Genomic DNA, 18,485 nt, shown 5'->3' with positions numbered 1-18,485 from the left:
GACGTAGAGTAGATCCCGTCCAACACCTTGCTGCCCGCGTCCAGTAGCCAGATCGCAACCAGCGGGATGCTGATGAGCAGGCTGCCATCAGACGGCCCGTTGCCAATGACTTCACGGATCTTGAGCGAGCCAATCGCACGATTCAATTCGTCGGTCGTGGCGGTCTGAATCCATGTACTGGCGATCCGAATGACCTCATCCGTTGCGGCTGGGGCGAGCACTGTGCCCCCGCAGCGAGCTACCGAGCGAAGAACCGCGCTCGCCACCACAGCCGAGCGAGCCGTATGGTCGAGTCCGTTCGAACTGTCAGCCCAAAGATGTACGAAATGAGACTCGGGCGCTTCGCGCGCCACCGCCCCGACGGCGTCATCGACATCCCCTGATGTGACTATCGAGCGTGACTGTTCACGCATGGCCTGCCAGAGTCGTTGCGCCACAAGAGTCTCGTAGTACGGGTTTCCGCCGCAGAGATAATGGACGCGGTCAATCGCTTCGGCGACCCACTCCAGGCGGTCCTCACTTGGGGCGACAACCAGCGCTGCGGTCGACTCCCTCGACGCAAAATTTGTGACGGACACCGGCACAACTTGATTCAGCTTGTGGGCCTGCTTTTGAATAATCGCAGGCAGTACCTCGCTGCCCACAACGATGAGGTTCAACCAGGGCTCGTCAACGAGCGACCGAAGGAACAGGAACAACGCATCTGCCTGCGCACCCTCCACAAGGTGCCCAGGTAGCTCATCGAAGTCGTCGATCGCGATGATGACCCTTGCATCGTCCGGCAACGTCTTCGCAAGGTTCTTCAACCACCGGTTCGCGGCACGAGCAAAGTTGCCAGAGTCATCGAACTCGACTGCGGCGATGTGCTTCACCGCGATGGGGTATGCGTCTTCAGTCGCGGAAAGGATCTCATCGAGCAGAGCCGAGACGATATCCCCAGCGGACTGACCATCGACGATCGCTCGGCCCAGCGCCAGCACTCCGCCCGCCCATCCGCGCTTCGACTGCAAGGACTTGAGAAGCACCCGGGTCAATGACGTCTTGCCGACTCGCTTGTGGCCGGTTACGTACGCGGAAGCACCACCGGCAATTAGCGCGTCGAGAGAAAAAAGATCCTCGTCTCGACCTACGAGTCGCTGGGGGTCCGAGATCGTTCCCAGGTTGAACGGGTTTACATCGTCGTCGGTCCACGACACCGGTCCTTGATCTTCAGCCGAGACCTGCTGGGAGCTCGAGAACTGCTGCATGAGCGCGTCGGACCACGTGATCTCGCACTCCAAGGTCACGGCTCCAACCTCGGCGCCCTCGGCGACCGCGTCGATCACGATCTCTGCTGCCGCGCCGGGCCCAAGCGAGTCGAGAACTCCCAACGAAGACAGTCCAATGTCAGACTGAGTTACGCGCAACTGGACGTCCTCGGCGCTCGCGTTTCCTGTGTTCTGTGCTATGAAGCGAAGCTGATATGGCGAGCCTGCTGCTGCACTGAAGGGGACCTTCGCCGATGAGAGTTGGACGACGACCTGAGGTCGCGATAGATCGCCCAGACGCTCTGACGCCCTGGCGCTCTGCATGATCGCGAGTTCAATGAGTGGAGAAACGAAGTCTTGAAGCAGGGAACTCCCTGAGGCGGCAATTGACTCGCGGATCGCGATCAAGCTAGACACTGAGTCCTGCAAATCGCGATGGTTGAGTGTCTCCGCGTCGATCAGACGCTGTGCCTCCTCCGCTGAGTCGACAGCCTCACGAAAGAGCTCATCCTCTGACTCATCCAGGAATTTCCCAAACTTATGGAACGACTCCCGTAGGGTGCGCGACGGTTTCGTCGAATCCCGGGCACCCAGGTAGAGCCGCTGGGTGGCCTCCTTCAGCCGTGGCGTAGCCGCCAAGGCCGCAGTTGCAGTGCTCCGGCTTTCTTCCGCGGACAGGCCGAACTGCGTCGCCCACGCGGCGCGGAGCTGGGCCTTGGCCTGATTGGAGTAGCCGCTCAGCGCGGACTCGTGACCCACGTCAGCCACCAAACGGATTGTGTATACGCTCCACGCTCTAGCGCTCGCCATGTCGCCGGCGGCGAAGTCATCGATCGCGCTTCCGATCAGACCGCCGACAAACTCATCGTCATCGGGCAGACAGCGAGCTGCGAACGACCCAGCCGAAGTACGCGACCTGCGAGCGTCTGCGACGGCGCCGCGCTGGAGTGCGGCAAGCTCCGTCACCAGTCGAAGCCAGTTCCAGGTCCGAAGTGCGTCTGCCCCGTTTGAAGGACCCCAGTCCTCGCCTAGCCGTGTCACACTCCCACTGAGAGCTTCGTGCGCCGCGACATAGTTTCCCGCCTTGAAGGCCGACCACGCTCGCGTGAGATCCGAGGATTGGTCAAGCGGCGCGTTTGAACGTCGCCAATTCGCAGTTGACGCGACAAGTGGGTCCGTCGAGTTTGAGAATTCGGTCAGCCAGTGCGGAGCCGGACTGCTTGGGATCCGTTCCTGCTCGACATGCGACTCAACGTCCGCGTAGTTTGCCACCGGTGTGGATGACTCCGGAGAGGAAGCGTCCTGGGATCCACCAAGCCGACGAGACACAAGGCCGACAGCGTCTTCGAAGTTTTCCCGAGTGACGCCGACGGTGGACCGCCAGTCGCGGTCGGTAACCTCCGGACCTGCGAGTCGAACTCGTATCCCATAAGCTTCCGCCCGCTGCGCGGCGGAAGCCGACGGCAGCGCATCGAAAACGACCTCAGTAGCCAGCGCAAGGCTCAGTCGGCCTGCCGGGGTCAAGCCAGGCTCGCTCACGCTAGTGCGAAGGTGCGCACCGAAGCGAAAAAGGAAGCGGTTCAGTTCGCTCTTGGACTTAGACCGCAATGCGTCCTTCAACTGTGTCTCGGCGAGTAGAAGCCCGACACTGGACTTCTGCTCCCGTGGCACGGTTGCCAGCGCGTCAATCAGCTCCTGGCTCGAAGAGTCGACATATGCGCGCCGCACAACCTCATACCGCGAGCTGATCACGCGCGCACGACCCTGAACCAGACTCAGCGCTGCGTCTGCAAGTTCATCTTCCACCATGGCCCAACATTAGCGATTTCTCACGTCGACCCAGACCGCAGTCGGTGGGTGCGGATCTGCGCCCACCAGCTCATGCTGTCGACGTAGGAAGGCTCGATGGATGTGCAGGCGAAGATCAGTGGGCGGATCCGATCGGGCGCGACGGCGATGAGGCCGCGCACGTCGTCGATAACAGGCTGTCGTTCGCATAGGACAGTCGTGCGTCCAAGGCGATTCCAGTACCCAAGGCCACAGCCGGACGGACGACCAGCCCTGTCGACACCGACGCCGGACGTGCGATCTGGCCACGATCACGGTGCTCGCGTCCGGCGTAACGAGCCCGATTCGCTGCACGTGACGTGGCTCTGCACGGCCCGCTTGCCCGGCACCAGTGAGTAGACCCCCGCTTCTGCACGCTCTCCCCCATCTCCGCCGTGCTGATCGGCGCCATGCTCTTCGGTGCATCGGCGTTCATCGTGGGGGTGCGCACGCGAAATGAGCATTGCTTCGGTTCGCCCGCGAGATGCAGCGAGACGTGATCTTCTGACCGCGTCGCCGCAGCGCTGTTCGGCACCACCCACGCGCTTCGCTTGCGCGAAGCTACCTCGGCACCGCTCCAGCCGGGCATCACCCGCGCGTGAACGTCTCCACGCCGAACTCGAAGCCCGCCTCGCTGCAGCCCCCTCACAGCATTGGCTGCATCCTGCCACTCCCCCGTTCCGATGGTCGGCCGGCCCGTAGGCGGCCAGCGGGACGGCGGGCGCAGCCTGCTTGGCCGCGCTCGCCGCGTCGCTCACGTCTCCGCTGCCGCTTGTCGGGATTCGATCGAGCACACGCGTTGCTAAGCGCTCGTCCGGAATCCTCGGCTGGCCTCACGGAAGCCCGTCGACGAAGTCTCGAATGTCGTCGGCCAGCAGCCCCGGCTCCTCCATCGCGGGGAAATGGCCGCCCTCGGCGTGGTCGGTCCAGTGGCTCACCGCTCCCCACGGGTCGAGGGCGCGGCGGATGATCGGGTGCGTGTCGAACGCGATCCAGGCCGAGGGCACCTCGGGAGAGAAGGCGAAAGCGAGTTCGGTGTGCTCGGCCTCGTAGTAGAACTGCGGGCTCGACGCGCCGCTGCGCGTGAACCAGTACAGCGCGACGGTCGTGAGGAGCTGGTCGCGGTCGACGGCGGGAGCGTGGTGGCCGTCGTCGCTGCGGGTCTTGAACTTTTCTCCGATCCACGCGAGCAGGCCGACCGGCGAATCGGTCAGCGCCGGACCGATCGTGTCGGGCCGGTGGTTGTGCATGCCGAGGTAGCCGATCTCCGCCTTGAGCTCCGCCTGCAGCGCTGCGAGCTGGCCGGCCTCGTCCTCTGTCAGGCCGTCCGGAGCGGGGAACTTGTCGCCGACCACCCCGAGCACCATGCGATCGACTCCGAGGTGCGTGCCGATGACCCGCTGCGGGAAGACACCGGCGAGGCGGCCGGCGATGCCCGAGCCGATGTCGGTCCCGTGCACAGCGAAGCGCTCGTAGCCGAGCCGCGTCATGACCTCGGCGTAGGCATCCGTCGTCCGCCCCAGCTCCCATCCGCTCGCAGACAGCGGAGTGGAGAAGCCGAAGCCAGGGGGCGATGGGATGACCACGTGGAAGTGGTCGGTCAGCAGCGGGATGAGGCGCTGGTACTCGACGAATGATCCCGGCCAGCCGTGGCACAGCAGCAACGGCGTGGCCGCCGCATTCGCCGATCGCATGAGCACGACGTGGAAGGTCTGCCCGTCGACGACGGTGGTGAACTGGTCGTGCTCATTGAGCTTCGCTTCCTGCTCGCGCCAGTCGAATCCGTCACGCCAGTAGTCGGCGAGCTCGGTCAGAAAGCGAAGCGGGATGCCTCGGCTGAAGTCATCGCGGTCATCCCGACCGGGCACTGGGAGCGGCCAGCGGGTGCGACCGAGTCGATCGTGCAGATCGTCGAGGTCGGGCTGCGGGATGTCGACGCGGAACGGCGTGAGCTCGGTTTTGTTGTTCATGGCTTCGACGATTCGAGCCAATGCGGAAGGTTAGCTTCCGCAATATGCGGAATGATCGGAGCGTGCTCGAAACCTCTGCCCGCCTGCTGGAGTTGCTGTCGCTGCTGCAGCTCAAGCGCGATTGGACGAGTTCCGAACTCGCAGACCGGCTCGCCGTGAGCGCGCGAACCGTGCGCAACGACATCGGGAAGCTGCGCTCGCTGGGGTATCCGGTGGATGCCCGCCCCGGCGTCGCCGGCGGCTACCGGCTCGCCGCGGGCGCCGCGATGCCGCCGCTGCTGCTCGACGACGACGAAGCCGTCGCCGTCGCGATCGGGCTGGGCGCGGTGGCGACGTGGCGGCTCGGAATCGAGGAGACCTCGCTGACCGCGCTCGCGAAGATCGAGCAGGTGATGCCCTCTCGGCTGCGTCGGCGCGTCGACGCGGTCCGCGAGGCGACGAGCGTGGTCCCGGGTGCCGACCCGCAACCCGATCTCGAGGTGTTGAGCGCGGTCGCTGCGGCGATCCGGGGCCACGAACGCCTCCGATTCGGGTACACGACGCACGATGGCAGCGCGTCGACACGCCACACCGAGCCGCAACGGCTCGTGAGCTGGGGACCCATCTGGTACCTCTTCGCGTGGGACCTCGACCGCGATGACTGGCGGGTGTTCCGGGTCGACCGTATGGTGCAGCATCCCCCGACCGGCGTGCGATTTCGTCCACGCGTCATTGCGGAAGACGCCCTGGTCGAGCACGTCGTGCGGCGCATCGTCCAGGCGAGCTGGACGTACCGGGCGCGGGTCGTCGTCCATGCGCCGGCCGCCGCAGTTACCGCCGCACTTCACATACCCGTCGACGTCGAGGCGGTCGACGATTCCACGTGCCGAGTCGAGCTCGGATCGGACGACCCCGACCAGCTGGCGCTGCTGCTGGCGCAGCTCGACGCCGACGTCGAGATAGTCGACGGCGACGAGCTGAAGGCGGCGTTCGGGCGCCTCGCCGCGAGGTTCGCGCGAGCGGCGAACCCCGAGGGCGAGACACGCCTTCACGCCTCCCGGCCGCACCGGTGACTTCAACGCTGCGAGAACGCCACGTCGGCCCGCCGCGCGAACGGCCGGTCGTTAGCCCACCGGGTTGTCGCTCAACTCCCGCACCAGCTCGCCGCGGGCGAGTTCGATCTGCTCCGTCCCGAGATACGCCGAGTGCGTGGCGACGGTCCACTGGTAGCCCGGGGCCGTCTCGGTCGCCCCGCGGTCGACCGGGTTCTCGTCGCTGTCGTAGCTGAACACCGGGAAGCCGAGGAAGTCGGTTCGACGCCAGAGATTGCGCCAGCGCGGCGCGCGCGACTCGCCCGCACCGAGCATCTCCGCCAGCGAATCCTTCTTGTAGGCGCCCGACCTCACCTCGGCCTTGGTCTCAGCTCGCGCGAGAGCCTTGGCCGCCGCGCGCGTCTGGGCAGCAGCATCCGCTCCCCCGGCATCCGCACTCGGGAACTCGGCGAGCACCTGCCTGCCCCACGGGTCCGCCTTCCACAACGACGGCCCGGCAAGCCCGGGAACGCCCAGCACCTGATACCCGAACACGGAGGGGAAGAAGCGGCTGAAATAGCCGCGCAGCTGGCTGCCGTACGACAGCAGGGCGATGCGATCGGTGAGCAGCGGACCAGCCGAAGGCTCCTCCGAGAACCTCTCCCCTCGCAGCGCGAGGATCGTCGCGGCCGAGATGGTCGACCCCATCGAATGCGCCGTCATGATGACGGCCGACCATGGCTTGCCGGGATCCGCGGGCGACTGGCGCAAGAACTTCCGGGTGTGCTCGGCAAGCTCTGGCACGGCCCGCTCGGCGAAGCACGGCGGCGCAAAGGGGTGCCCCGCGCGCGGGAAGAAGGCGACGACATCCCAGAAGACTCCGAGCGGGCGTTCGCCGCTCGCGGCCGCGTTCGCGACGATCGCCGCGGTCACGGCGAGCGCGAGCGCGACCAGGATCGTCGTCGCCGCGCCGCGCAGGCCGGCCGGAAGGCCCGGCGCCGCCTCTTCGAGGAAGCGCTTGGCCGCGTCGAACACGATCGAGGACGACAGGCTGAAGAATCCGATCGCGGCGAACACGGCGATCCAGGCGAACAGCGGCTCGCCCCGGTGGAGCAGATGCGACGACCGCCGGGCGCTCGCACGGATCCGCACGCGCTCATTCGGGTCGACGAGCACCGCCGGATAGCCAGGGCCGGGCTTCTCCACCCCGCCCCGGGACTCCGCGTCGCCTTCGTCCTTCGGCGCGTCGCCCTTCCATTTCAGCTCCGGCAGGGTGAATCGCACGAGCTTCTTCGCGAACACGACGATCGCGGCGACGATGAGCAGGACCAGGATCGCCACGACGACCAGCATCAGCAGCACCGCGAAGCGCTCGTAGGCGTCGGGGACATCCCAGTCCGAGACCGGGAGCGGGTCGCCCGGCGTGCGCCAGATACGATCCGTCTCGCCCGGCTCGGGCGTCCCGAGCCACGAGGCCACCGCGAGCACGAGCAGGCTCGAGAGCGCCATCGAAACGAAGAGGGCGAGCAGCATCACGACGGCCGCTCCCTGGCCTCGCCACGCACGGAAACGCAGTTCACCGGCATCCGACTCCCCCTCGGCGGCGCCCGGATTGGCCTGCGAGGTCCGCGAGATGATCAGGTGAATCGCCACGAGCACGACGGCCACTCCAGTCAGCGCCCATTGCGTGGCGGAGTCGGAGAGAACCTGACTCAGCAGCAGCGCGGCGGCGCCGAAGGTGAGCACGACCGCGCTGGTGCGGCGACGCCAGGTGGAGCGCACGCGCCAGCTCACGGCATAGAGCGCGAGGAACAGCGCCACCGACATGAGCACGAGCGGCGCCGTGATCAGCCCGGTGAACTGGCTCGTCACCTTCGCGGTGTCGGTGAGCGGGGTGAACGTCAGCGCGATCCACACGATGTAGCCGACCGCGGCGTAGACGAGGCAGACGAACGCGTATGCGCGCTTGCGGGCATTGCGCTTGTCGGCGGACGGCTTCTGCTTGGCCTGCTGGCTCGGGTCCTTCGGACTCTGGTCTTCGCGCAACGGGGTGCTCGACGAGATGATCACTCCGACGACGACGGCCACGATGCCCGCTCCCGTGACGATCACGACGCCCATCGGCACCCAGTCGACGTTCCCGAGGCACGTGACGAGGTCCTTGGTCACCGGAGCGCCGATGCAGTCGGCCGCCGGGAACGAGGCGTCGAAGGCGAGGAGGAACAGCACCAGCAGGAGCGCCCCGGCCACGTGCAGCCACTCCGTCGTGTCCCGGCTTCGCGCCGCAGCCCAGAATCCGCGAGTCGCCAGCAGCGGCCGGCCCTCGTCACCCTGACTGCCGATCTGCTTGCCGAACCGCTCGATCCGGGCTTCGAACCGCACGCGTCCACTGCGGGCGATCAGGTAGAGGACGAGGATGACGATCACCGGGACGAGTCCGAGCAGGGCCGCCCGGCTGTCGACGTCGAGACCGCGCAGGCCGTCGAACATCGATGGCAGCGCCGCGCACACCTGATTCGCCTCGGTCGCCGTGCCGCGGAAGCACTGCACCGCAACGAGGTCGAGCGCGACCGAGCAGAACGCGGCTACCGCGATGAACGTGAGCACGAGCCCGAAGACCCGCACCGTGCCCGAGCCGGTGTCGCCGTGCCAGGCGCGGGTCGTCCCGTCCGGCTGGTACTTGATCTCGCGCGTCCAGTAGGCGAGGTTCACGAGGGCGTAGGGCAGCAGCAGGAACCAGCCGACGTGCACGAACGCTCGGCCGATCGCGGCGAGTGCCCCTCCCCCGGTACGCGTCTGCGCGCCCCACGAGAACGCCTGCGTGGACGTGACGCCATCCTTAGCGGCCTTGTCCTTCCTCTCCCAGAACGAGCCGAGAGCGTCGCCGTCGACGCGCTCGATGGCGTCGGGTTCGGACTCGAGCATCTCGGCCGGAGGGCTGTTGCTCACTCCATGGACCCGGATCTCGAGGATCAGCGGTGGCGTCGGCGATGGCGTCGGCGTCGTGGATGTCGCGTCGCTCATGAACACCTCTCCGGAAGCGTCGGTGGCGCCGGATCTTGGGATGATGCTACTGCGAAGAGGGATGCCGCGACCCCCTGATACGTGCGCGGAGGCGGCGAATGGCCTGTCCGCACGAACCGGCCCGTCGCAGCATCCGCAACCCTAGGCTGGCCTCATGGCGAAGGATGCCGCGGACCCGCGCGTGTGCCCCACCTGCGGCGACGCCCTCACATTCGAGATCCTCGACGACGAGCGGTTCCTCGTCGCGTGGTCGTGTCTCGACTGCGGACTCGTGCGCGCCACGGAGCCGACATGACCTCCGTCGATGACCGCCCCGCCGCGGAGTGGTCGCCCGAAGAACTGCGGCGCCTCTCCCCGGCGCTCGAGATCGAGATCTCGGCACCGCGCCGCGACGGCGGTCCCGGGCGCGCGGTGCCCATCTGGGTCGCCGTCGCCGGCTCCGACGTCTTCGTGCGCACGTGGCGCCGGCGGACGACCGGCTGGTACGGAGGCGCGGTCAGGACGGCGTCCGCCCACATCCGGGTCGGCGATCTGTCCGTCGACGTGAGCGTCGCTGACATCGGCGACGCCAACGCCGACCTCGTCGACGCCGCCTATCGCGACAAGTACGGCGCCCTCGCAGCTCGGAGCGTGGTGACAGCGGATGCCGCGGCATCCACTCTTCGCCTCACTCCGCGCCGCTCAACCGGCCAGCCGGGCTGGAGCGGGGCCGGGACGGGCCGCGGGCGGGCCCGGGTCGGGGGCGGGCCGGGCGCATAACTCCTGCACTCTGCGCCGCCGTTGCCGCGCGGCCCGCGGAATTCCGCGGCGCACGTCCACGGAGTGGGCCGAACTGCAGGAGTTATGCGCCCGGAGACGGGCGGCACTGCGCCCGAGTGGGCCGGTCTGGACCGCGGACCGCGACGGGATCACTCGCGAAGCGGCGACCCGACGACGTCGAACTGGAAGCCGCCGAACTCCCCCGACAGCATCGGGCGAGCCTCGGCGATGGATGCCCGGACTTCGGGCAGCTGGAGAGACGACCGGTGCGCCTGGGCGCTCTGCCAGAGCTCGATGACGAAGACGGTGTCGGGTTCGGTGTCGTTCGTCCCCACCTCGTAGGCCAGGCACCCGATCTCCGCGAGGACGCTGCTCCGCCGTGTCAGGTGCTCGACGAGAGCGTCACGCTTTCCGGGGGCCGCGCCCAATGTGCCGACATTCGCGAAGACCATGCGACCGACGCTAGCCGATCGCGACAACGCGATCACTCGCACGCGAGGCCGTCGCCGTCGCCGTCACCCGCATTGCCGGTGCGGTTCGCGAACCAGTCGTACTGCTCCGCCTCGGCCGGGTCGTCGCGGTCGAAGGGGCCGACGGGCAGGCCGAGGTCGTTCAGCCGCAGCTTCCCGCACGACGAGTACTCCTCCCACCACCGGTCGGCCATCGCCGGAAGGTCAGCCACCGCGCACCCGAGCGCGACCACGGCGGCGTCCGCACCCAGAGTCGCGACCTGCGCCGAATGGTAGGCCGCTTCACGAGGATGCTCGGGGTAGCCGTCGAGGGAGTCGTACCGGGCGACCGCATTTCCGGCTTCGAGCTGCAGCAGCCCGAGGTCGACGCCGGCATCGGTCGTCGCGTAGCGGATGAGTCGTCCGTGCCTATCCCTGTCGTTCTGCCCCTCGGGCAGATCGAGCACGAGCCCGTCGCCCGGGCGGACGACGGTCAGGAGGGCGCTGGACGCCTGATCGTGGCCGCACTCGCCGCGCTCGGGCGTGTCGATACCGATCAGCCGGACGGTGCCGAGAGAGGTCTCGATCGTGTCGCCGTCGACCACCTCGACGAACGTCGCCTCCTGGCTCGCGCCGCCGTTCGGCGTCGAAGGGGGCGCTTCGCCGTCCAGGCCGAGGCCCAGCCCGAGGCATCCCGTCAGCGTCAGAAGGCACGCGACGATCCCCGCCAGAAGCGGTGCCGTTGTCTTCGTGCGCACCGCTCCCCGATCTGCTGTCACGCCGGCCTCAGGGCGACGCCCGGACGAGAGATGAAGGTAGCAGGAACCACTCTCATCGAGCCGACTCCGCATTCGACATTGAACTTCCTGGTTCACTGTGCAATAGTGAACCAATAAGTTCAACTTCTGGAGTCCGCATGTCCCGCGCAACCCGCCTTCTGCTCGTCGGCGCCGTCGTCGCCACCCCGCTGTTCGTCGTACTCTGGGCGCTTCAGGCGTTCACCCGCGAGGGATTCCGGCCCACGTTCCACCCCATGAGCCTGCTGAGTCTCGGCGAGGGCGGGTGGGTGCAGATCCTCAACTTCGTCGTGACGGGTCTTCTCATCGCGGGAGGCGGCATCGGCCTCGGCCGCGCGCTGACGCGCGGGCGCCTCACCCGCTGGGCGAACGTGCTCATCGCGCTCATGGGCGTCGGCCTCATCGTGGCGGGTGTGTTCGTCACCGATGCCGGCGCGGGGTTCCCTGCCGGAGCACCGGCGGGCGCTCCCGAGATGAGCTGGCACGGTGCGCTGCACCAGGCCGGGTTCCTCATCACCCAGCTCGCCTTCGTGGCCGCAGCGGTCGTGCTAGCCGTGCGGTTCGGCCGCCGTCGGCAGTGGGGATGGATGACCGCGACCATCGCGGCGCTCGTGGCGGCCGTGCTCGTGCCCGCTCTCGGCGACGCCGAGACGCTCGCCATCCGGCTCGTCATCAGCGCGGCGATCGAGCTCGGGCTCGTGTCCGCGATCGCCCTCGGGGCACTCCTCGGCCGGGTCGAATGAGGCCGCTCGCTATGCTCCACCACATGGTTCACCAACCCGATCTCGACCGGGCTTTCGCGGCCCTCGCCGACGGCACGCGGCGCGACGTGCTGCAGCGGCTCGGTGCCGGCCCCCTCCCGGTGTCGGAGCTCGCCACGGCGGCGGGCATGACCGTCACCGGCATGGCCAAGCACATCCACGTGCTCGAAGATGCGGGACTCGTCGCGACCGAGAAGATCGGCCGAACCCGCCAGTGCCGGCTGGGCGGCGAACGATTGGACGACGTCATGGCGTGGATCAGCTACTACCAGCGACTCTGGGAGCGCCGCCTCGACGGCCTCGACGCCTACTTCACTCTGCAGAAGGGAACCGACCGATGAGCGACACCACCACTCCCCTCGAGCTGAGGATCTCCCGCGTCCTCGCCGCGACCCCCGACGAGGTCTTCGACGCGTACACGGATGCCGAGAAGCAGAAGATCTGGTTCTCGATCCTCAACGACGAGCCGGGCGTCGTCGAGATCACCGTCGACCTGCGCGTCGGCGGCACCCAGACCGCCGTGTGGGGACCGGATGCCGACACCTTGTTCCGCGAGACGCAGACCTTCCTCGAGATCGACCGTCCGCATCGCCTGGTGACCGAATCGACCGGAAGCAGCCCCGATGGAATGACGATGACCACCCGCATCGCCATCGACTTCACCGCCGAGGGCGACGGCACGCGGATGACGATCGTGCAGACGGGCTTCCCGGTGCCCGAGATCCGTGACTTCTTCGTCGACGAGGTCTGGCAGGGCGCACTCGCCCGCATCACCGCGTACCTCGAGCAGTACCGCTGAGCTCCGGCGGCGCTCACACACTCCGCGCACGGACGCGCGACCCACCGCACACCGACTCCCCTTGACGCACCCCGAGGGTGGGAGGACACTGAGCCGCGAGGTCGGCGCTTGGGGAGCAGGTCGCCGCGGCCGTCCCGGTCGCGGGCGACGGGCGTCCGATGTGGGCGGACGCCGGCTGCGCGCTGGCCGACGTTCCGGTGTGGGCGATCCACGGCGAGCTCGACGACGTGGTGAATCCCGCCGGCAGCATCGACACCATCGAGGCGATACGCGGATGCCCCGGCGTCACGCCCGATCGCGCGCAGCTGTCGATCTACCCCGGGCTGATGCACGACGGATGGGACCAGGCCTACAGCGGCAGCCAGGGCGACGACATCTACTCGTGGATGCTCGCGTTCACACGAGATTGACGACGGATGCCTCGTCGCTGAGGGCGAGTTCGCCGCACAGGAGAAATCCGCTCCGCAGGACGACCCTGGGGGTCAGACTCCTGTGCAGCGGATTTCTCCTGCGCACGGGAGGGGCCGATCCCGCAGGATCGGCCCCTCCGCGAAGGTCGCAACGCCCCCGCCTCCCCAGCCGGCGCGGCCGGCACCGCACCGACCGACGCTTCGCCGTCGGGTGACGCCGCCCCCGTCTTCGCCGGCGCGACCTCGGCCATTCCCTCGCCGATGCCGCGACCCACGGCGCGACCCTGGATGATCGCGGCGAGGTCGAGCCCGGTCGCGGCCTCCACGCTGTCGAACACCGACCGCATCGCCTTCGCGCTGTCGCTCCTGACGACGCCGCTGGCGCCGTCGTCGGACCCGCCGCCGATGATCGAGACACTGCCGATAGCGGCGTAGCCCTTGGCGAACTCGGCCATGATCGACGGCAGCACGTCGAGCACCCGCTGCGACAGGAAGGCCTCCTGGTTCGACGCGATCGCCTCGGCCTCGGCCTCGAGCGCACGCGCCCGGGCCTCGCCCTCGGCACGGATCGCGTCGGCCTCGGCCTGTGCGCGCAGACGGCGAGCGGATGCCTCGGCGTCGGCCAGCGCCCGCAGGGCAGTGGCCTCACCCATGGCCTGCGACTCGGCGGCTGCGGCCTCGCCCGCGGCGCGGGCCTTGTCGGCTTCGGCCTGCTGCTCGGCGATCCGGGTGCGGGCCTCGGCCTGCTTGACCTGCTCGATCGCGGCGGCCTCGGCGGCGCGCTCGCGCGTGTACAGCTCGGCCTGTGCACGGGTCTCGGCCTCGTAGCGCTGTGCGTCCGCGACACGCTTGACGTCGGCATCCAGCTGCGCCTGCTTGTTCTCGGCCTGCTGCTGGAGCACCGCCTGCTCGGCCTTCGCCCGGGCGAGCTCCTCGGCCTTCTCCGCCTCGGCGCGCGCGCGTCCGACGCCCGCGTCGGCGTTGGCGGTGTTGGTGTCGAGCGCGGTCTGCTCGACGAGGTTCGCCTCCTGGTTGGCGATCTTCTTCTGGTTGATCGCGCGATCGGCGTTGGTCTGCGCGATCTCGGCCGCCTGACGCTTGGCCTGGATCTCAGGTGCACCGAGCGACTGGATGTAGCCGACGGCATCCGTGATGCCCTTGATCTGGAACGAATCGAGGATCAGGCCCTGCTCGGCGAGCTCGTGCGAGACATCGGCGGCGATCTGGTCGGAGAACTTCTTGCGCTCGCGCATGAGCTCGACCACGGAAAGGGTCGCGACGATGCCGCGCAGCGCACCCTCGAGCTGCTCGGTCGTGAACTGCTCGATCGCCTTGTCCTGCGAGGCGAAGCGCTCCGCGGCGCGGCGCACGAACAGCGGGTCGGAGCCGATCTTCACGATCGCCACACCGTCGACGTTGAGGGTGACGTTGTCGAGCGACTGGGCTTCGGCGTTCAGCGACACCTGACGCGAGCGCAGCGAGATGATCTCGTGCCGCTGCGTGATCGGGTTGACCACCGCCTTGCCGTTGACGATCACCGTGACGGGCGACTCCGACATCTCGGAGCGGCTCGACCCGTCGGCGCCGATCACGGTGCTCTGCACCTTCTGCTTGCGGCCCGAGATGACCAGCGCCTCGTCGGCGCGTGCGACCTTGATCCAGCTTCGGGCGAACAGCAGCACGATCAGTCCGACGATGATCAGGGCGACGACGGCGATGCCGACGATCGTCAGGATGCCGATGACTCCGGCGACCTCCATGGGCGACTCCTTCTAGGCAAGGGGGAGGGTAACCGTGTTCCGGCTCCTGCCTCCACCCTGCCAGACGCGACCGGCGCGCGCCCGTCGAAAAGCGCATCTGTGGAATCGGTGGGGTCGCTCCCCCGCGACGGCGCGCCGACCGACCCCTTACTGCCGGGCCATCGCGACCCGCAGGCGCTCCTCCGGGTCGATGAAGTGGTCGTGGTCGTCGTCCCCGAGGTCGATCTGCACCCAGTGGATCCGGCCGGTGAACCGGCTCGTCTGCGGGGTGTAGTCGGCGGTCACGGGAGTGCCGGACTCATAGCCGATGTCGGTCGTCTCGTCCGCCGAGAAGACCATGGCCTGGGTCGCTCCGACACGGCCCGTGCCGACGGCATCCCCGTCGTAGTAGAGCGTGACGCCACCGCCCTTGGCGAGTCCTCCCCCGTCGTAGGCGAACTCCATGCGCACCTGATGCTTCCCGGCCGGGATCGCCGACTCCGCTTCGGTGACGAACGCCTGGATGCCGAGGACGTTGTAGACGAACTTCGCCTTGCCGTCGAGCACATAGAGGCTCCAGCCGCCGAACCGCCCGCCCTGGGCGATGATGACACCCTCGGCCCCGCCCTCGGGGATCTCGAGCTCCGCGGTGAGGGAGAACGACTTGTTCTTGATGCTCACGACGCTGTTCTCGGAGAGTCTGCCCATGCCCGGGAACAGCAGCTGCGAGGTGCCGTGGATGAGGCTGGGCCTGCCGGCGAGGTCGGGGTTCAGCCTTTCGGCGCCGCGGTCGTCGATCGGCAGCACGTTGTACTTGACCGCCTCGATGAGCCACAGGCGCTGCAGCTCGTGCAGCCTCTCGGGCTGCTCGGCGGAGAGGTCGCGGAACTGGCTGTAGTCGGTCGTGCCGTCGTAGAGCTCCCAGACGTCGTCGTCGAATGCCGCGAGCTTTCCGCCCACCATGACCCAGGGCGTGCGGTGCTTCGTGACCGCGCTCCACCCCTTGTGGTAGATCCCGCGGTTTCCGAACATCTCGAAGTACTGCAGGTCGTGGCGCTCTGGCACGTCGGCATCGTTGAAGGAGTAGAGCATGCTCGTCCCCTCCATCGGCGCCTGCTGCACGCCGTTGACCATGGTCGGCTCGGGAAGCCCGGCCGCCTCGAGCACGGTCGGCGCGAAGTCGATGACGTGGGTGAACTGCGTGCGCAGTCCGCCCTTCTCCTCGATCCCGCTCGGCCAGTGCACGATCGTGCCGTTGCGCGTGCCGCCCCAGTGCGAGGCCACCTGCTTGGTCCACTGGAACGGAGCATCCATCGCCCATGCCCAGCCCACCGCGTAGTGGTTGTACGACGATGGCGAGCCGAGCTCGTCGATCTTCGACGCCAGGAACTCCGGCGTCTCGAGCGCGGCCATGCCGTTGAAGTTCGCCATCTCGTTGAAGGCGCCGTTCACGGTGCCCTCGGCCGACGCGCCGTTGTCCCCGACGATGTAGTAGATGATCGTGTCGTCCAGGATGCCGAGATCGGCGATCGCATCGATGACCCGGCCGACGTGGTGGTCGGTGTGCTCCATGAAGCCCGCATAGACCTCCATCTGGCGCTCCAGCACGGGCTTGAGCTCGGCGGGCATGTCGTCCCACGCCGGGATCTCGTCGTGCCGCGGCGTGAGCTCGGCGTCGGCCGGGATGACCCCGAGCTCCTTCTGCCGGGCGAACGTCTTCTCGCGCTGCGCATCCCAGCCATCGGCGAAGGCGCCCTTGTACTTGTCGGCCCACTCCTTCGGCACGTGGTGCGGCGCGTGCGTGGCGCCCGGTGCGAAGTACACGAAGAACGGCTTGTCGGGCATCAGGGCCTTCTGCGTGCGGATCCAGGTGACCGCGTGATCGGCGAGATCCTCGGTCAGGTGGTAGCCCTCCTCGGGCGTCGCCGGCGGCTCGACCGGCGTGGTGCCGTTGTACAGCGACGGATCCCACTGGTTGTTCTCGCCGCCGATGAAGCCGTAGAAGGTCTCGAACCCGCCGCCCGCCGACGGCCACGCGTCGAACGGGCCCATCGGCGAGGACTGCCACACCGGCACTTCGTGGCACTTGCCGAACTGCGCCGTGGAATAGCCGTTCAGCTTGAGCGTCATCGCGAGCGGTGCCTTGCTGTTCGGCCGCAGCGAGCTGTTGCCCGGCGCCGAGGTCGCGGTCTCGGTGATGCTGCCCATCCCCACCGAGTGGTGGTTGCGGCCGCTGAGCAGCGCAGCGCGGGTCGGTGCGCAGAGCGCGGTGGTGTGGAAGCGGTTGTAGCGCAGGCCGCCCGCGGCGAGGCGCTCGGCGTTGGGCGTCTCGCACGGCCCGCCGAACACGCTCGACGAGCCGAATCCGGCGTCGTCGATGAGGATGACCAGCACGTTCGGCGCGCCCTCGGGCGGCCGGAGCGGCTCGATCGGCGGGTAGGCCGTGTCGGGATCCTTCGCGTCATAGGTCGTCAGCCCAGGTGCCGGGCGGTCCGGGATCGGGAGCATGGTCCGGGCGTGACGATCAGGAGACATGGGGCTTCCTCTTCCTTGCGGGATGTCGGCGCGCTCAACGTATGGCCGACCCCGCCCCGCGCCGTCACCCTGCGGGGGTGAAACCCGGCGTGAAACGACCGCGAGCTACCGCGTGCTCCACAGCGCCCACGCGACCAGGAGCGGCTGCAGCAGGAGGCGCACGAAGCGGGCGCGGTCGGTGCGGAGCATGGGGGCAGACCGGCCGGTGCGCCACTGGTGCACGTTGCCGGGGAAGACGGCGACGAAGAACGCCGCCACGAGCCAGCCGACGCTCCGTTCCCGCGGCATCGACGCGACCGCGCCGGCGAGCATGAGCTCGGCAACACCGGAACCCACCACGATCGCATCCTTGCTGAGGCCGGTGAGGCGGGTCGACCAATCCGGCACCACGATGCGGTAGCCACGCCTGCCCCACGAGAGGTGGGATGCGCCGGCCGCCGCGAGCAGGACGACGAGCGCCCACCTCGCTGCCGCGCGCAGACCGGCCATCGGACCCGCAGCTGAGCTCATCGCTCGACGGTACCTGACACGGGCGCGAGCGACGGAACGATCTTCTCTCGTGCGGAATACCCTCGGGGGGTATTCTGGTTGCGGATGCCGAGGGGCTCACCCCCGTCGCAGCATCAGAGGAGACCGGCGATGAACGAGCACGATCACCATCTGCAGACCGACACGCAAGCCGGCCACGACGCTGCCGTCGCTGCTCACAGCGACCACAGCGGCCACAGCGACCACAGCGGCCACCACGACGATCACCACGACCACTCGGGCCACGTCGACCGGTTCCGGCGCCTGTTCTGGTGGAACCTGATCCTGGCGATCCCCGTCGTCGCGTTCTCCCCCATGTTCGCGATGCTCCTCGGCTATCCGCTGCCCGAGGCCGCCTGGGTCGCGTGGATCTCCCCCGTCCTCGGCACCGTCATGTACGTGTGGGGTGGAGCGCCGTTCCTCACCGGCGCCGTGCAGGAGATCCGCTCCCGCACGCCCGGCATGATGCTGCTCATCGGGCTCGCGATCACCGTCGCGTTCATCGCCTCGTGGGGCGCGAGCCTCGGCCTGCTCCACCACCAGCTCGACTTCTGGTGGGAGCTCGCGCTCCTCATCGTGATCATGCTGCTCGGCCACTGGATCGAGATGCGCTCCCTCGCCCAGACCACG

15 protein-coding genes and 1 pseudogene are annotated in these 18,485 nt (G+C 68.1%); 8 read left to right on the top strand and 8 right to left on the bottom strand.

Annotated elements, in window-relative coordinates; all coding sequences use genetic code 11:
- On the bottom strand, positions 1-2,015 hold a 2,015-nt coding region (locus tag ACE3O1_RS06825), incomplete at its 3' end, for an AAA family ATPase (protein ID WP_374313768.1).
- 1,892 nt (positions 2,016-3,907) lie between these two features.
- Positions 3,908-5,044, bottom strand: a complete 1,137-nt coding sequence (locus tag ACE3O1_RS06820; protein WP_374313766.1) for an epoxide hydrolase family protein — start codon at positions 5,042-5,044, stop codon at positions 3,908-3,910.
- Positions 5,045-5,106: 62 nt separating this feature from the next.
- Between ACE3O1_RS06820 and ACE3O1_RS06815 the strand changes: the two genes are divergently transcribed.
- Positions 5,107-6,096: a helix-turn-helix transcriptional regulator gene (locus tag ACE3O1_RS06815; RefSeq protein WP_374313764.1), complete on the top strand. Its 990-nt coding sequence runs from the start codon at positions 5,107-5,109 to the stop codon at positions 6,094-6,096.
- Between the two features lie 51 nt (positions 6,097-6,147).
- On the opposite strand, the gene ACE3O1_RS06810 is transcribed toward ACE3O1_RS06815, so the two are convergent.
- Positions 6,148-9,078 (bottom strand): hypothetical protein, encoded by a 2,931-nt coding sequence (locus tag ACE3O1_RS06810; RefSeq protein WP_374313762.1) that lies wholly within the window; start codon positions 9,076-9,078, stop codon positions 6,148-6,150.
- Positions 9,079-9,232: 154 nt separating this feature from the next.
- Here ACE3O1_RS06810 and ACE3O1_RS06805 point away from each other — a divergent pair, with 154 nt between their 5' ends.
- Entirely contained in the window at positions 9,233-9,373 is a 141-nt protein-coding gene (locus tag ACE3O1_RS06805; protein ID WP_374313760.1) for a hypothetical protein, read from the top strand.
- Complete coding sequence (locus ACE3O1_RS06800) at positions 9,370-9,837, top strand: DUF2255 family protein (protein WP_374313758.1); 468 nt, start codon at positions 9,370-9,372, stop codon at positions 9,835-9,837. The genes ACE3O1_RS06805 and ACE3O1_RS06800 overlap by 4 nt, the downstream gene beginning before the upstream one ends.
- A 149-nt stretch (positions 9,838-9,986) precedes the next feature.
- Here the strand turns inward: ACE3O1_RS06800 and ACE3O1_RS06795 are convergent, their stop codons facing one another.
- Together ACE3O1_RS06795 and ACE3O1_RS06790 are read right to left on the bottom strand one after the other, a co-directional pair.
- On the bottom strand, positions 9,987-10,289 hold the full coding sequence (locus tag ACE3O1_RS06795; protein WP_374313756.1) for a putative quinol monooxygenase: 303 nt from the start codon (positions 10,287-10,289) through the stop codon (positions 9,987-9,989).
- Between the two features lie 32 nt (positions 10,290-10,321).
- Positions 10,322-11,044 (bottom strand): thermonuclease family protein, encoded by a 723-nt coding sequence (locus ACE3O1_RS06790; protein ID WP_374313754.1) that lies wholly within the window; start codon positions 11,042-11,044, stop codon positions 10,322-10,324.
- 158 nt (positions 11,045-11,202) lie between these two features.
- Here ACE3O1_RS06790 and ACE3O1_RS06785 point away from each other — a divergent pair, with 158 nt between their 5' ends.
- The 4 genes from ACE3O1_RS06785 to ACE3O1_RS06770 all read left to right on the top strand — a co-directional run bounded on the left by ACE3O1_RS06785 (position 11,203) and on the right by ACE3O1_RS06770 (position 13,053).
- On the top strand, positions 11,203-11,826 hold the full coding sequence (locus ACE3O1_RS06785; RefSeq protein WP_374313752.1) for a DUF998 domain-containing protein: 624 nt from the start codon (positions 11,203-11,205) through the stop codon (positions 11,824-11,826).
- 23 nt (positions 11,827-11,849) lie between these two features.
- Positions 11,850-12,185: an ArsR/SmtB family transcription factor gene (locus ACE3O1_RS06780; protein WP_374313750.1), complete on the top strand. Its 336-nt coding sequence runs from the start codon at positions 11,850-11,852 to the stop codon at positions 12,183-12,185.
- Positions 12,182-12,643: an SRPBCC domain-containing protein gene (locus ACE3O1_RS06775; protein ID WP_374313748.1), complete on the top strand. Its 462-nt coding sequence runs from the start codon at positions 12,182-12,184 to the stop codon at positions 12,641-12,643. Before ACE3O1_RS06780 ends, ACE3O1_RS06775 begins: the two co-directional genes overlap by 4 nt.
- 158 nt (positions 12,644-12,801) lie before the next feature.
- A complete protein-coding gene (locus tag ACE3O1_RS06770) occupies positions 12,802-13,053 on the top strand; it encodes a hypothetical protein (protein WP_374313746.1) in 252 nt (83 codons plus the stop codon).
- On the opposite strand, the gene ACE3O1_RS06765 is transcribed toward ACE3O1_RS06770, so the two are convergent.
- The 3 genes from ACE3O1_RS06765 to ACE3O1_RS06755 form a co-directional block, all read right to left on the bottom strand.
- Positions 13,020-14,813 carry a flotillin domain-containing protein gene (locus ACE3O1_RS06765; protein ID WP_374313744.1) on the bottom strand — a complete coding sequence of 598 codons (1,794 nt, stop codon included), beginning with the start codon at positions 14,811-14,813 and terminating at the stop codon, positions 13,020-13,022. The genes ACE3O1_RS06770 and ACE3O1_RS06765 overlap by 34 nt on opposite strands.
- 147 nt (positions 14,814-14,960) lie before the next feature.
- Positions 14,961-17,327: an arylsulfatase gene (locus ACE3O1_RS06760; RefSeq protein ID WP_374313742.1), complete on the bottom strand. Its 2,367-nt coding sequence runs from the start codon at positions 17,325-17,327 to the stop codon at positions 14,961-14,963.
- Between the two features lie 105 nt (positions 17,328-17,432).
- The gene (locus ACE3O1_RS06755) at positions 17,433-17,837 is read right to left on the bottom strand and encodes a hypothetical protein (RefSeq protein WP_374313740.1); all 405 of its coding nucleotides are present in this window, start codon (positions 17,835-17,837) and stop codon (positions 17,433-17,435) included.
- Between the two features lie 129 nt (positions 17,838-17,966).
- Here ACE3O1_RS06755 and ACE3O1_RS06750 point away from each other — a divergent pair.
- Positions 17,967-18,485 (top strand): annotated as a pseudogene (locus tag ACE3O1_RS06750) (heavy metal translocating P-type ATPase); the annotation flags it as partial.

It is taken from the genome of Microbacterium sp. (assembly GCF_041909575.1).
Classification (GTDB): domain Bacteria; phylum Actinomycetota; class Actinomycetes; order Actinomycetales; family Microbacteriaceae; genus Microbacterium.
Note: the sequence above shows the minus strand (reverse complement) of the source record. Positions and strands in the feature narration are given on the sequence as shown.

Bases quoted from the DNA above. Each gene is read 5' to 3' on its own strand.
- ACE3O1_RS06800 (WP_374313758.1), top strand. From the start codon at position 9,370: ATGACCTCCGTCGATGACCGCCCCGCCGCGGAGTGGTCGCCCGAAGAA.
- ACE3O1_RS06765 (WP_374313744.1), bottom strand. From the start codon at position 14,813: ATGGAGGTCGCCGGAGTCATCGGCATCCTGACGATCGTCGGCATCGCC.
- ACE3O1_RS06780 (WP_374313750.1), top strand. From the start codon at position 11,850: ATGGTTCACCAACCCGATCTCGACCGGGCTTTCGCGGCCCTCGCCGAC.
- ACE3O1_RS06820 (WP_374313766.1), bottom strand. From the start codon at position 5,044: ATGAACAACAAAACCGAGCTCACGCCGTTCCGCGTCGACATCCCGCAG.
- ACE3O1_RS06785 (WP_374313752.1), top strand. From the start codon at position 11,203: ATGTCCCGCGCAACCCGCCTTCTGCTCGTCGGCGCCGTCGTCGCCACC.
- ACE3O1_RS06805 (WP_374313760.1), top strand. From the start codon at position 9,233: ATGGCGAAGGATGCCGCGGACCCGCGCGTGTGCCCCACCTGCGGCGAC.
- ACE3O1_RS06755 (WP_374313740.1), bottom strand. From the start codon at position 17,837: ATGAGCTCAGCTGCGGGTCCGATGGCCGGTCTGCGCGCGGCAGCGAGG.
- ACE3O1_RS06770 (WP_374313746.1), top strand. From the start codon at position 12,802: ATGTGGGCGGACGCCGGCTGCGCGCTGGCCGACGTTCCGGTGTGGGCG.
- ACE3O1_RS06760 (WP_374313742.1), bottom strand. From the start codon at position 17,327: ATGTCTCCTGATCGTCACGCCCGGACCATGCTCCCGATCCCGGACCGC.
- ACE3O1_RS06795 (WP_374313756.1), bottom strand. From the start codon at position 10,289: ATGGTCTTCGCGAATGTCGGCACATTGGGCGCGGCCCCCGGAAAGCGT.
- ACE3O1_RS06810 (WP_374313762.1), bottom strand. From the start codon at position 9,078: ATGAGCGACGCGACATCCACGACGCCGACGCCATCGCCGACGCCACCG.
- ACE3O1_RS06775 (WP_374313748.1), top strand. From the start codon at position 12,182: ATGAGCGACACCACCACTCCCCTCGAGCTGAGGATCTCCCGCGTCCTC.